The organism is Glutamicibacter sp. (assembly GCF_035257265.1).
Taxonomy (GTDB): Bacteria; Actinomycetota; Actinomycetes; order Actinomycetales; family Micrococcaceae; genus Glutamicibacter.
Map to the genome: position 1 here is coordinate 140,453 of NZ_DATEXC010000016.1, position 13,651 is coordinate 154,103.

Consider the following 13,651-nt stretch of genomic DNA (forward strand, 5'->3'; position numbering starts at 1 on the left):
GGTGACCTGTGGCATTGACCCTAGAGGATGCACCATGCATATTCTTGACTCAGTAAACGCAGCATCGCTGCGCTCCGACATTCCTGCTTTCGGCGCCGGCGACACCTTGAAGGTGCACGTCAACATCATCGAAGGTAAGAACTCGCGTGTCCAGGTTTTCCAGGGCTACGTCCTTGGCCGCCAGGGTGCTGGCATCGGTGAGACTTTCACCGTGCGTAAGGTTTCCTTCGGTGCCGGTGTTGAGCGTACCTTCCCAGTTCACTCCCCAATCATCGAGAAGATTGAGCTAGTGTCCAAGGGTGACGTACGCCGTGCCAAGCTGTACTACATGCGCGATCGCCACGGTAAGGCAGCACGCATCAAGGAGAAGCGCGACTTCGGTACCAAGAAGTAATTTCGTTCTTTCATGAACGAGGTTGCTAGCCCCGAGCGAGCAACGAGCAAGCGCCGGACCTGGTTTTGGGTCTGGCGCTTCGCCGTTTTCGCAGTTATCTGTGGCCTGATCGCCACCCTATTCATCCGCGCGCTCGCTGTGGATGTCTACCGGATTGAATCCGGCTCCATGGAACACACGCTGAGCCCCGGCCAAAGTGTGCTCGTGGACCGCCGCGCCTATCAGGACACCGACCCGCAGCGCGGAGACATCATTGTCTTCGACGGACGCGGCTCCTTCCTGCCCTACGCGCGTGCCTCTTTCGCTGATGACCTGCTTGGCGCGCTGCACCTGAGCGGCACCGCTAACACCTATATCAAGCGTGTGATCGCCATCGGTGGCGACAGCGTCGAATGCTGCGGTGCCGATGGCAAAATCCTGATTAACGGCCAGCCCATCGACGAGTCCTATATATACGAAGGAAATGCACCCAGCGAGCAGAAGTTCTCTGCGGTCGTTCCCGAAGGCCGCGTCTGGGTGATGGGTGATCATCGTGCACGTTCCGAGGATTCGCGCGCCTTACTCGGTGCCAGCGGTGGTGGAATGATCAATCTTGACCGAATCGGCGGCAAAGCCACGCAAATTATCTGGCCACTCGATCAGCGCTCTACTCTCGAGTAACAGTCGGCAACATCCCCATGACGGAAAAAACTTTTAAATTTTTTCTATCGGCATGGATTTATCTAAAACATCTGATGGTTGAAAATACAAGCTTATTCCGGCACTGGTTGAATTCATCGAAGATTCTCAGCTCGCACTAAGCTGACTAGTGATTAGTAACCGAACTGCAATCTTAAACTAAAGCGTCAATTCAAGCATTCTGCGCCGTGAAGCCTCTCGATGCTCGAATGACAAGGGCGTTTCCGTGGCTAGATTTCTCCCATTGGTGGACGCGGGTCCTTGAATCCGAGTATCAAAAGCCGATATTGTTTCAATTTGGTAACAACACACTGCTTTGAAGTGCGCCCGGAGACGGATGCGACCTTCAAACGATCGCACCACATAACTGGGAGAAGCTTTAATGCCAAAACCAAAGAACAAGACTGCGCAGCGCGGCATTGTCGCTGCTGCAGCCACCGCATTGGTGGTTGGCGGTAGCTTTATTGCTCCCGCAGTCGCAGCCGATAAGGCTGAATCCACTCCAGCACCTTCGCAGAGCCCGAGCGCTACGCCGTCGGCCACTGATGTCGCTGTAGACACCAAGGGACTTGACGAAGCCATCAAGCGCGACCTGAAGAAGTCGCCTGAGCAGTACTTGGAAGACTCGAAGGCAAACGACACCGTTGCTGAAGTCACCAAGAAACTTGAGGACAAGGGCATTAAGACCAAGTCCAGCGTCAAGGACGGCAAGGCCGAAGTTGAGGTTGGCTCCAAGGATGCCAAGAAGGCCGAGAAGATCGTTGCCGCTAGCATCGCTCCAAAGGCAGTTAGCCTGAAGATCAATGCTGAAGTTGGCAAGATTGCTAATGTGAAGGACGTCTACGACGAACTTCGCGACAATGTAGCCCCAGTCGAAATGACTCGCCTGACCGCGATCATGAACACCGGCGCAGGTAAGCCATTCGAAATCGTTGCTGGTGGCCCGGCAAAGACCGAGAAGAAGGCAACCCCGAAGGCAACTTCCACCAAGGCCGCCGAAGAGCTGCTCACCTTGGAGGAATTCGCCAAGGAAGCTAGCAACGTCAAGCTCGTGGAAGGCGCCAAGGCTAAGACTGCCGCACTGACTGACATCTACGGTGGCATGGGCTACGGCGCAGCGCGCACCGGCGACAACGTTGAAGGCCTTTGCTCCATTGGCTTTAATGCATGGAACCCTAAGGGTATCGACGCGGTTCTCACCGCTGGGCACTGCACTGAAGATGGTGCATTCAAGAACACCTTTGTCGTTGAACATGGTGCTCCAGGCGAGACCCAGGGGATCAGCAATGAGCTGGGTACCTTCGGTTTCAGCCAGTTCGGCGGACCAAACCACTACGGCGTGCCTATCACCCCGGACCTGACCCAGGAAGAACTGGACAAGGCAGAGCCAGGCACCGATATCGCCGTCATCGACAACATCAATACCAAGCTGACCCTGCACCCAGAGGTTGCACAGTGGCCGGCGGGTGCTGACGAGCGCTCCAAGACCATCAAGGTTAAGGGTGTTTCCAAGGCTGTTATTGGTGCAGATACCTGCTCGGTGGGTCGCACCACCGGCTGGAGCTGTTCAGAAATTCTCGGCGAAGGCATGTTCTTCGTTGGTGGCTACAACGACGACATTCGCGCCGTCTGGGGCTACACCGCGAAGAACCCGAACCAGAGCATCTTGGATCAGGGTGACTCCGGTGGAGCTGTGCTTCAGGGAAACAAGGCTGTGGGCATCAACTCCGCTAACTCCGGTGGCGAAGATGGCGTCGAAAACAACGCTGATGATTTGGCGTTCTACACCTCGCTGTCTGATGTTATGGCCAAGAACTACACCAAGGGTTACACGGTGAAGTTCTATGTTGAAACCCCTGCTCAGACTTCACCTGAGGTTGGCGCTGAGGTCAAGCCAGGCGCAACCATCACGGGTAAGGTAGCGGGCGCTTCTGCGGGCACCACCGTACGCGTCGTTGTTGATGGCAAGCTGTACAAGAGCGTGAAGGTCTCGGCTAACGGCACCTTTACCTTCCCAGCGCCTGACACCGAAGGCAAGGTCACTTTCGATATGACCGCTGCCAACGGATTCAACAAGTCGACCAAGGGTACCGGTTCGGTTATCGTTGCTGCTCCAGAGCCAACGCCAACGCCGACTGCTACTCCTACGGCAACGCCTACCGAGTCAGCTACTCCTACGGCAACGCCTACCGAGTCAGCTACCCCGACTGCAACTCCAACGGAGAAGCCAAGCGAGTCTGCAACTCCAACCGAGTCGGCTAAGCCAACCGTGAAGCCTACCGAGTCGGCTAAGCCAACCGTGAAGCCTACCGAGTCTGCAACTCCAACCGAGTCGGCTAAGCCAACCGAAACCGAATCCGACGAGCCAACCGAGGCTCCGAAGAACGATGACCAGACTCCATCCAAGTCGCCTGAGAAGAAGGACCCGCTGGCCGATACCGGTGCCAGCACTGTCCCACTGATCGCCGCTGGTGGAGCCCTGGCTCTTGTAGGCGCATTGTTCCTGCTGTTCCGCCGCGGAAACCGCCGCCACAGCTAAGGGATAATCCCTAAGCGGTTGTAGCTTCGGCAGCAACCCGAAAGTGCCCCGTTACCTGCCCGGTAGCGGGGCACTTTCACTTGGCACACATGTGCCTCACCGAAAACTTTGCAGATCCGTAGATATCATCTTCCTAGGTGATCGAACTGACCAAGAGGCGGTAGTACCCAATGATCAAGAAATCCCCACTGGCTCAACGCTCACTCGCGCTGGCTTCCACCGCTGTGGTTGCAGGGCTGATGCTCTCCGGCTGCGGCCAGGCAAGCACCAGCGGCGAAGGATCAGCCGAACCTACCAGCAGCGAGAATGTTGTGGATCAAAACGCCCTGCTAGAAACCAATGACTCACTCTCGGCCACCTTGGGCGGCTCCTATGTGCAGGGCTGGATCGAAGACGGCAAGTTGAACGTCTCCACCACCGACGAGAGCCAGATGAAGGTCATCGAAGACGCCGGAGCGCAGCCCCACCTGGTCAACTATTCGACAGACGATCTGCGTCAAGGCATCCAGGATGTCATGAAGTGGCAGGCCGGGCTCGAAGCCCCGTTGAACACCGCAATCCACGGTTACACGCTCAACCCGCAAAATGGCGGGCTGACCTTGCAGGTGGACACCAGCCACATGGATGATATCAAGAAACAACTCGATGCGGACAAGCCACTGGGGCAGATCCCAGTGGACTTCACCGAGAGCGGCGGCATCGCCACCCGCGCCAACTAATTTCGCACTACCCGAAGCCGGCCACACAGCATCATGTGGCCGGCTTTGGCATGCCTAGCGCCACCTGCGCCAAACCCGGCATCCACACACCTTTGCACCTGAGACCGAAGTCAGCGTCGGCCACGTAAGATGGAGGCAACGCAGGACACTGAAAGGTAACAAAGAAAACGTGAGCGCCGAATCCGCAGAAGTACCCCCAGCGCGGGGCCCGATTTACCGGCTTTGGCGGTTTGTCCGCGAAATACTGATCATCCTGGTCATCGCTATCGCGTTGTCGCTCTTGATCAAAACCTTCTTCTTCCGCGCCTACTACATCCCGTCCGGGTCGATGGAAAACACGCTGCAGATCAACGACCGCATCTTCGCGAACCTGATGACTCCTGGCCCCTTTGAGCTCGAACGCGGCGACGTGGTGGTCTTCCGCGACGACCACCAGTGGCTGCCGCCGCTGGAAACCACCCCCACGGGACTGGAAAACGCGCTGTCCTGGGTAGGCATCCTGCCCGCGGGTGACGAGCAGTACCTGGTTAAGCGCATCATCGGCATGCCGGGGGACAAGGTCGAATGCTGCTCGGCGGATGGAAAACTGACCATCAACGGCGAAGAAATCACCGAACCCTACATTTATGCCGGCGATTCACCGAGCGACATCCAGTTCGACGTGACCGTACCCGAAGGCAAAATCTGGGTGATGGGCGATCACCGCGGCGCCAGCGCGGACTCCCGCTTCCACGTGGACGTGCAAGGCGGATTTGTGGACCTCGACTCGGTGCAGGGCCGCGCCTCGCTGATTTCCTGGCCGCTGGACCGCTTCGGAACCGTCGACACCCACGAGGAAGTTTTCGCCAACGTTCCGGCGGCGCAGTAAGCGATGGCCACCAGCAAAGGACAGCCGACCACCCTCGATCACGAACGGGCCTTGGCAGCCGCACACGGCGCGCGCTACATCGGCGGCGTGGACGAGGTGGGCCGCGGCGCATTGGCCGGGCCGATTACCGTGGGCATCACCGTCATCGACATCGCAGCGGTTCCCGAATTCGGTGAACTGCGCGATTCAAAACTGCTCACCCCGGCACGCCGCCAAGAGCTGGTGCCGCAGGTCCGTGCCTGGGCCTCCGGCTACGGGGTAGGCCACGCCAGTGCGGCGGAGATCGATCAGCTCGGAGTCACCGCAGCCCTGCGGCTCGCCGGCACCCGCGCCGTCGCCCAGTGCACGATCGCCCCAGAGGTTGTATTGCTCGATGGCAGCTACGACTGGCTATCGGCGCCGGAGCAAGACCTCTTTGACCTGTTGGCCGATGACCGCGAACCGGCCGGACTGCACATCCCGGTGCGCACCCTGATCAAAGGCGACATGACCTGCCAGTCGATCGCCGGCGCCTCGATCCTGGCAAAAGTTGAACGTGACGGGCTGATGGCTCAGGCCGCCACCGAATACCCGGCCTTCGGCTGGGAGATCAACAAGGGCTACGCCACCGCAGCTCACCGGGCGGCCATTGAACAACTGGGCCCCTGCGACCTGCACCGCAAAAGTTGGAACTTGACTTCCAAACCCCAAAAGGCCGAAGGTAAAGCCTAGAGACGAAGGACGTACCATGGCAGCCGAAGACCTCGAAAACTACGAATCAGACCTCGAATTGCAGTTGTACCGCGAGTACAAGGCGGTCGTCGGGCTGTTTAATTACGTGGTGGAAACCGAACGCCGCTTTTACCTAGCCAATCAGGTGGACGTGAAAACGTTGACCGATTCGGGCGAGGTGTACTTCGAGCTGAACCTGACCGACGCGTGGGTCTGGGACATCTACCGCCAGGGCCGCTTCGTGAAAACCGTCAAGGTGCTCACCTTCAAGGACGTTAACGTCGAAGAGCTGAACCGCGACGAGCTGCAGATCCCCAAGGAGGGACTGGGCGGCTAATCTTTTCCACAGCTGGTACCGGGGACACTCCTCGTCGCCCAGACATCGTTGATGCTGAAGGTCTACACGGACTTTCAAGGATGCCTACGATGAATCAACAGCAATTACTTGGTGCACGCGGAGAACAAGCTGCCGCCGACTACCTCTGCGCCCACGGCTACCGAATCTTAGAACGCAACTGGCGCTGCAAAATCGGGGAACTGGATTTGATCGCCGCCGATGCGAACGACTTCGTGCTCGCCGTTGAGGTCAAAACGCGCAGCACCACCAACTTCGGCACCGGCTTTGAGGCGATCACCCCCACCAAATACCGCCGCCTGCAACGCCTGCTCCTGACGTGGGGCAAAGCCCGCGGCCGCTACGTCGGCCAGCTACGCATCGACGTCATCGAGGTTTACCCGCAGTCCGACGGTTTTCACTGCCAGCATCATGAGCAGGTGGCCTCATGAGCGTAGCCCGCACCGCTGCGGTGGCGCTGCACGGGGTGCAACCGGCACTCATCGACGTGGAAGCGGATCTGGGCAACGGAATCCCCGGCTTCCTGATCCTCGGCTTGCCCGACGCCTCGCTGAACGAAGCCCGCGAACGCATCAAAGCCGCAGCCCGCAATACCGGTCTGCCCCTGGCGAACCGGAAACTCACGGTGAATTTGTCCCCGGCGACGCTGCCGAAATTTGGCTCAGGTTTCGACCTGGCCATCGTCATCGCCGCGCTGGCCGCCGACGGAATGCTGACCATCCCCAGCGACACGATCTTCCTGGCCGAACTGGCCCTGGACGGCACACTGCGCCCGGTGGCAGGAGTATTACCCGCGGTGCGCTTCGCCGTACACAACGGCTATCGGCACGTCTTTGTCGCTGCCGCGAACGAGGCCGAAGCCAGGCTGGTTCCCGGGGTGCGCATCACCGGAGCCCAGCATCTGGGTCAGGTACTGGTGATGTGTGGGGCGCCGCCGGAAAGTATTCGCACCTACCTACGTCACCAACGTCCGGAAGCAGCGCAGCTACCCGAGGAATCCGAGATTTCACAAGATCTGAACTTGGTCAACGGGCAGTATGAAGCGAAACTCGCGTTGGAAATCGCCGCCGCCGGAGGACACCACCTCATTATGGTTGGCCCCGCAGGAGCGGGAAAAACCTTACTAGCCCGGTGCCTGCCCGGCATCCTGCCACCACTGGACGTTGCCGACTCCTTAGAAGCCACCGCGATCGATTCCATCACCCGCGGTGGACAGGGTGGGATTACCAAGTTGCAAAACACCGCCCCCTTTATTGCCCCGCACCATACCGCCTCCAGCGCGGCACTGCTCGGCGGTGGTAGCCGCAATATCAGACCTGGCGCCATCACCCGGGCCCACGCCGGAATTCTCTTCCTCGATGAGGCGACCGAATTTCGTGCAGGGGTGCTCGACGCACTGCGCCAACCGGTGGAAGAGGGGCATATCAATTTGGCCCGGGCCAGTGGCCATCAGCAGCTTCCGGCACGGTTTCAGCTGATCTTGGCCGCGAACCCGTGTCCCTGTGGACGCAATTTTGGCAGCGGGACCGGGTGCACCTGCACTCCCAACGCCAGACGGCGCTACTTCTCCAAACTTTCCGGGCCACTGCTTGACCGGATCGACCTGCAGGTGAAGATGAACGCGCTGACCGGCCAGCAATTGCTTGGCCGAGAGGCGGCCGAATCCAGCGCCACCGTGCGCACCCGGGTGCTTGCCGCCCGGCATTTGGCGGCTGTCCGTTTAGAACCCTGGGGATTGAACTGCAATGCCCGGCTGAGCGCAAAAATCTTGCGCCACGAATTGCACTACCCCATGGCCACTCAACGGGCCTTGGAATTGATCGGTGAAAGCCATGAGATCTCGGCCCGTGGTCTAGACCGTATGTTGCGCGTGGCCTGGACCGTCGCGGATCAGCAAGACCATGGTGCGCCCACGGTCGATGATCTGGACGCCGCCCTGCATTTTCGACAAAACCTCGACCCGAGATAGGAGCGGATCATGTCTAGCCCAGACACCGCACAGCTATTGTGCTTTGCAGAACTCAACACCCTGATTGAACCCAACGATTACGCTGCCAACGCCCTGCTGCAACTGATGAGCCCCAGCGAACTATTAGCTCTCATTCACCGCCAAGACCACGTGCCCGGATCACTGAACACCCAACTGAGCGAGATCCTCGGCGAGAGTTCCGGCTCTAATAAAGCGCTGAGCCTGCCGGTAGCGCTGACCCGCTGGCGCAAACGCCTCGGTTTCAGCAACCCGCACCTCGCGTTAGACACCATCGCCGCACTGGATGGCGGACTGCTCACCGCAGAAGATCCACGGTGGCCCTCTCAACTTGATGATCTGGGGCTGGGCAAACCCTTGTGCCTGTGGTGGCGCACAGCGCGTCCAGAATTACTGGGCGAACTACAGCTTGCACGCTGCATCTCCATCGTCGGTTCACGCGACTCCAGCGACTACGGTCACCAGGTCACGTTCGAATTGGCGCGGAAACTGACACTGCGCGGGTTTTCGATAGTATCCGGAGGTGCATACGGCATCGACGCGAGCGCCCACCGTGCAGCCCTCTCCGTCGCAGATCCAGACCTGCCTAGTTACCCAACAATTACAATCCTGGCCGGGGGAGCGGACAAACCCTATCCGGCCGGCAACGAGTCATTATTACGTCAGATCGTCCACTCGGGGCTTTTGCTCTCCGAAGTTCCACCGGGCACCGCGCCGACTAGGTTCAGGTTCCTGAACCGCAACCGGCTCATCGCGGCTTTGAGCAGACTCACCGTCGTCACCGAAGCCCGTCATCGCTCGGGGGCGCTGAACACTGCGAACCATGCCGTAGAGCTCGGCCGAGAAGTAGCTGCGGTGCCCGGCAGCATTTTTTCGCCCAACTCGGCTGGCACCCACAGGCTGCTCGCCGCAGGAACTGCCGCGCTGGTGACTAGTACCAGCGACGTGCTCGAGCTGCTCGGTGTGCCGGCCGAACCAGTTGGAGATCAGGTTCAAGTAGTTGATAGTCAGGAACGTCCGTTGGATTCGGTGACCAAAACTCAGTCAATGATTTATGACGTGATGAATTTTGTGCAAGGCCACGTGCCCGATGAAATTTCTGCGTTGAGCGGGATCCCGATCTTAGAAACCCTGCGTGCATTGAGCGTGCTTCAACGCTTAGGCGTTGCGGAGTCCAACGGGACACAGTTCAGGCTGGTGAGCCGTCGAAGTTTATCGGTGAAAAACGCGGTAAATTGAAAGGGATGAAGCCCGACCCAGCCACCGAAGTGCCACAAGTCCCGTTAGCTATCAGCGAGCCGATCGCCGACTACCTGGACTATCTGCGGCTCGAGCGTGCACGCAGCGAAAACACCTTGCGTGCCTATGGTGTGGATCTGCGGCTGATGGCCGAATTTTTGGCGGGACAAGCGCACGTTCAACGTCTGTCGGATGTCACCGTCCAGATGTTGCGTGACTGGTTGGCACTTCTGCACGAAGCGCAGATTTCACGCACCACCATCGCCCGCCGGATCTCCTCGGTCAAAAACTTCTTTGCGTGGGCGCTCAAACACAAGGTGGTAGCCAAGGATCCTGCGTTGCGTTTGGTGGCACCGAAAAAAGAACAGCGGTTGCCCCACGTATTGCAGGCCGGCCAGATTGATCGTTTGCTCAGCGAACCGGCATCAGATTCTCACAAGGCTGACCCTGCGGGCGGCGAACCAGCCGCGGCGCTGAGCAAAGCGGAAATTGTGGCGGAGCAAAAACGCATTGCTTTGGCATCCCGGGATCGGGTCATTGCGGAACTGCTTTACGCATCGGGGTTGCGCATCAGCGAGCTTGTCTCGCTCGATATTGCTGACATTGATTTTGAACGACGAACCGTGCGCGTAGTGGGTAAGGGAAACAAGGAACGTGTGGTCCCATTTGGCAAACCGGCCGAACGAGTGATCAATCATTGGCTACGCAATCACCGCAAAGTTCTGGCGCTTGAGGAAACCGGTGGCGCATTGCTGGTGGGTGCTCGTGGCGGGCGGCTGAATGTCAGGCAGGCGCGTGAAGTCATCGCTCAAGCCCTGAAATCGCTGGGGGATACCTCGGCTAGTGGGCCACATGCTTTACGCCATACCGTGGCCACTCATTTGCTCGATGGAGGCGCGGATCTCCGCGCGGTACAAGAGTTCTTAGGGCACTCCTCGTTGGCTACCACTCAGCTCTACACTCACGTCTCGGTGGACAGGTTACGTCAAAGTTACCGCCAGGCCCATCCGCGGGCCTGAGCGTTTGGTTGAAATCTATAGGTATTGGCTCGACGGCTGGCGAAAGTCTCGTTCTTCGGGCAAAATGGTACTTGTCGGTAAGTACTGCACTTCGGCGAGGTTGACGTAGGGGAAGACGATCAACACCGTAACGGAGGATGGCATGTCTGCATCGATGACGCGAGGCGTGATTTATATTCACTCGGCCTCTGCCGCGTTGTGCCCACATCTGGAGTGGGCCATTCAGGAGGTGCTCGGCCAACCAGTCAAGATGGACTGGAGTGACCAGCACGTGGCTCCTGGACTTCGGCGTGCCGAAATTACCTGGACTGGTGTGCAAGGTACCGGTGCCAGCCTGGCCACCGCAATGCGCGGATGGCAGCATCTACGTTTTGAAGTCACCGAAGACCCAAGTCAAGGCTGCGATGGAAGCCGCTGGTCGTTCACCCCGGATCTGGGCATTTTCCATGCGACCATGGATGTCGCCGGCAACATTATGGTCAGCGAAGAACGCATCCGCTGGGCCTATGAAAAGGGCGACGGCAATGCCTCGGTCTTTTTCCAAGAAATGTCTATTGCCCTCGGCGAAGCCTGGGATGAAGAACTTGAACCATTCCGCCATGCAGGTGACGATGCACCTGTTCGATGGCTCAACCAGGTGGTATAACAACTGGTTCATAAGTCTGGGGAGACCGAATAAGTCTTCCCGAGTAAATCCCCGGTGGTGCGGGGTGTTACCGCAGAAAAACGGGATCCCGAAGAAGTTTCGGGATCCCGTTTGTGTACGCTGAGACTCTTAGCGAACGACGTCGTAGACGTTCTTTTGAATACCGTTGGAGTACACGGCAGAATCCACCAGTTGCAGCTTCTGCGTAGCCAACGAGGCCTCGCTGAAAAGCCGCTTGCCCGATCCCAGCAGCACCGGGAACACCAGCAGGTGATACCTGTCGATGAGCTGATGCTCCTGCAAGGAATGCACCAGGGTTGCCGAGCCGTGCACAATCAACGGGCCGCCCTCGCCGGCCCGCAGCCTCGCCACTTCGGCGGCCGAACGCAGGATCTGGGTTTCACCCCACCCATCGACCAGCTGGTTCTCATGCAATGACGTGCTCACCACATATTTGGGCATGGCATTGTATTGCGGGAACTGCTCATCCATCGATGGCCACACCGTGCCGAAAGATTGATAGCTGACTCGGCCCAGCACCATCGCTTCGGCCTCATCTTGTTCGCTGCCCTTGAGCTCGTAGGCGGCCGGATCAAATTCCACACTGGACATGGTCCAGCCGGCGTTGTGATAACCGGGTTCACCTCCCGGGGCCTCCATCACTCCGTCGAGCGAGGTGAACGCGGTGACAATCAGTTGGCGCATGGCAGTATCTTCCTTCTTCCGCGGTGGCTTCAGCCGGTGCACATAGGTTTTGCTACTAGTGATCGTAGCCTAAGAACTTAAAGCAATGACGGGGTGCCTGCTGCGTTGCAGCAGGCACCCCGTCATCACCGGTTCAAGCAAAAACTAGACGCTGCGGATAGCAACCACTGCGTTGTGTCCACCAAAACCGAAGGAGTTGTTCAGTGCCACGATGCTTCCCTCAGCAGGAAGCTTCGCAGGCTCGCCGGTGACAACCTTCAATGGAATCTCCGGATCCTGATTATCCAGGTTGATGGTTACCGGAGCCAGGCGGTGGTAAATCGCCAAGGTGGTCAGCACGGACTCCACTGCGCCCGAAGCGCCGAGCAAGTGACCCATCTGCGACTTGGTCGCCGAAACCCACACGTTATCCAGGTGATCGCCCAGGGCTGCCTTCAACGCGGTGTATTCAGGCTTGTCGCCCACCGGGGTGGAGGTTGCGTGCGCGTTGACGTGGACCACGTCTTCTGGCTGAATCAGGCCGTCAAACATCGCTGCCTTCAGGGCGCGGGTCGCACCCAAACCCTGTGGGTCCGGTGCGGTGATGTGGTACGCGTCTGCGGTCACCGAGGTGCCTGCAAGTTCGGCGTAGATCCGTGCGCCACGGGCCAGTGCGTGCTCTTCGGCTTCCAGCACCAGTGCGCCGGCGCCCTCACCCATCACAAAGCCATTACGGTCGATGTCATAGGGGCGTGAAGCGCCCTGCGGGTTGTCGTTGCTGCGCGAGAGCGCCTGCATCGAGGAGAATGCAGCGATCGGCATCGGGTGAATGGCTGCTTCCGCGCCACCGACCACTACTACGTCTGCCTTGCCGGCACGGATCAGTTCCATACCTACATGCATCGCTTCGGTGCCCGAGGCACAGGCAGAAACCGGGGTGTGAGCGCCGGCGGCGGCACCCAGATCCAAGGAGACCGCGGCGGCTGGGCCGTTTGGCATCAGCATCGGAACGGTCATTGGCAAGACACGGCGTGGACCTTTTTCACGCAGGGTGTCCCACGCGTCGAGCAAAGTCCAGACGCCGCCGATGCCGGTGGCGAAGGCGACTGCAAGCTTATTGCGGTCGATCTCTTCGATTCCGGAGTCCTTCCACGCTTCGCGCGCGGCAACCACGGCGAACTGCGTGGATGGATCCATCCGCTTGGCTTCCACACGGGAGAGCACCTCGGTGGCTGGGACCGAGGCGCGCGCTGCGAAAGTGACGGGCAGCTGGTATTCCTCCACCCAGGAATCGGTCAAGGTGGCGGCGCCGGAGACACCCTTAAGGGCGTTCTCCCAGAGGGTGGGGACGTCCCCACCGATAGGGGTTGTGGCTCCGAGACCGGTGATCACTACTTTGCGCGCCATCATCAAACTCTCTACTGGGCGGTAAAAAAAATTGTGGGGGGCCGGCTTGACGTACCGGCCCGTGCGTGTGGCTTGCCCACACGACGGTGTGCCGCACCAAGGGCGCGGCGAAACTGCTTAGGCCTGTGCTGCGGCGATGAAGTTTACTGCGTCGCCCACGGTCTTCAGGTTCTTGACCTCTTCGTCCGGGATCTTCACCTCGAACTTGTCTTCTGCCTCAACGACGATGGTCATCATCGAGATCGAGTCGATGTCCAGGTCTTCGGTGAAGGACTTGTCCATCTGCACGTCTGCAACGTCCAGGCCGGTCTCGGCGTTAACGATTTCGGCGAGGCCCGCCAGGATTTCTTCGGTGCTAGCCATGGAATGGCTCCTTTTCTGATTGTGCCGGAGGATTCCAGCCAT

At 59.0% G+C, this 13,651-nt stretch carries 15 protein-coding genes; 12 read left to right on the forward strand and 3 right to left on the reverse strand.

Annotation, left to right across the window (positions count from 1 at the left end; all coding sequences use genetic code 11):
- Positions 1-34: 34 nt before the first annotated feature.
- The 12 genes from rplS (at position 35) to VJ369_RS02390 (ending at position 11,155) form a co-directional block, all read left to right on the forward strand.
- On the forward strand, positions 35-394 hold the full coding sequence (gene rplS, locus VJ369_RS02335) for a 50S ribosomal protein L19 (RefSeq protein ID WP_324090539.1): 360 nt from the start codon (positions 35-37) through the stop codon (positions 392-394).
- A 12-nt stretch (positions 395-406) separates the two neighbouring features.
- A complete protein-coding gene (gene lepB / locus VJ369_RS02340) occupies positions 407-1,054 on the forward strand; it encodes a signal peptidase I (RefSeq protein WP_324090540.1) in 648 nt (215 codons plus the stop codon).
- 400 nt (positions 1,055-1,454) lie between these two features.
- Positions 1,455-3,611 carry an LPXTG cell wall anchor domain-containing protein gene (locus tag VJ369_RS02345; protein ID WP_324090541.1) on the forward strand — a complete coding sequence of 719 codons (2,157 nt, stop codon included), beginning with the start codon at positions 1,455-1,457 and terminating at the stop codon, positions 3,609-3,611.
- A 170-nt stretch (positions 3,612-3,781) separates the two neighbouring features.
- Positions 3,782-4,330, forward strand: a complete 549-nt coding sequence (locus VJ369_RS02350) for a hypothetical protein (RefSeq protein WP_324090542.1) — start codon at positions 3,782-3,784, stop codon at positions 4,328-4,330.
- A 169-nt stretch (positions 4,331-4,499) separates the two neighbouring features.
- On the forward strand, positions 4,500-5,198 hold the full coding sequence (gene lepB / locus VJ369_RS02355; RefSeq protein ID WP_324090543.1) for a signal peptidase I: 699 nt from the start codon (positions 4,500-4,502) through the stop codon (positions 5,196-5,198).
- Positions 5,199-5,201: 3 nt separating this feature from the next.
- Positions 5,202-5,909 (forward strand): ribonuclease HII, encoded by a 708-nt coding sequence (locus VJ369_RS02360; RefSeq protein ID WP_324090544.1) that lies wholly within the window; start codon positions 5,202-5,204, stop codon positions 5,907-5,909.
- A gap of 16 nt (positions 5,910-5,925) precedes the next feature.
- Complete coding sequence (locus VJ369_RS02365) at positions 5,926-6,246, forward strand: DUF2469 domain-containing protein (protein WP_096255025.1); 321 nt, start codon at positions 5,926-5,928, stop codon at positions 6,244-6,246.
- A gap of 89 nt (positions 6,247-6,335) precedes the next feature.
- Entirely contained in the window at positions 6,336-6,695 is a 360-nt protein-coding gene (locus VJ369_RS02370) for a YraN family protein (RefSeq protein WP_324090545.1), read from the forward strand.
- On the forward strand, positions 6,692-8,233 hold the full coding sequence (locus tag VJ369_RS02375; RefSeq protein WP_324090546.1) for a YifB family Mg chelatase-like AAA ATPase: 1,542 nt from the start codon (positions 6,692-6,694) through the stop codon (positions 8,231-8,233). The genes VJ369_RS02370 and VJ369_RS02375 overlap by 4 nt, the downstream gene beginning before the upstream one ends.
- Before the next feature lie 9 nt (positions 8,234-8,242).
- The gene (dprA, locus tag VJ369_RS02380; RefSeq protein ID WP_324090547.1) at positions 8,243-9,490 is read left to right on the forward strand and encodes a DNA-processing protein DprA; all 1,248 of its coding nucleotides are present in this window, start codon (positions 8,243-8,245) and stop codon (positions 9,488-9,490) included.
- A 5-nt stretch (positions 9,491-9,495) separates the two neighbouring features.
- Complete coding sequence (locus VJ369_RS02385; protein WP_324090548.1) at positions 9,496-10,509, forward strand: tyrosine recombinase XerC; 1,014 nt, start codon at positions 9,496-9,498, stop codon at positions 10,507-10,509.
- Between the two features lie 142 nt (positions 10,510-10,651).
- Positions 10,652-11,155, forward strand: a complete 504-nt coding sequence (locus tag VJ369_RS02390) for a DUF3145 domain-containing protein (protein ID WP_324090549.1) — start codon at positions 10,652-10,654, stop codon at positions 11,153-11,155.
- Positions 11,156-11,284: 129 nt separating this feature from the next.
- Here the strand turns inward: VJ369_RS02390 and VJ369_RS02395 are convergent, their stop codons facing one another.
- The 3 genes from VJ369_RS02395 to VJ369_RS02405 all read right to left on the reverse strand — a co-directional run bounded on the left by VJ369_RS02395 (position 11,285) and on the right by VJ369_RS02405 (position 13,609).
- Positions 11,285-11,860 carry a dihydrofolate reductase family protein gene (locus VJ369_RS02395; RefSeq protein WP_324090550.1) on the reverse strand — a complete coding sequence of 192 codons (576 nt, stop codon included), beginning with the start codon at positions 11,858-11,860 and terminating at the stop codon, positions 11,285-11,287.
- A 144-nt stretch (positions 11,861-12,004) separates the two neighbouring features.
- Positions 12,005-13,246, reverse strand: a complete 1,242-nt coding sequence (locus tag VJ369_RS02400) for a beta-ketoacyl-[acyl-carrier-protein] synthase II (protein WP_324090639.1) — start codon at positions 13,244-13,246, stop codon at positions 12,005-12,007.
- 117 nt (positions 13,247-13,363) lie between these two features.
- Entirely contained in the window at positions 13,364-13,609 is a 246-nt protein-coding gene (locus VJ369_RS02405) for an acyl carrier protein (RefSeq protein ID WP_096255035.1), read from the reverse strand.
- Positions 13,610-13,651: the final 42 nt, after the last annotated feature.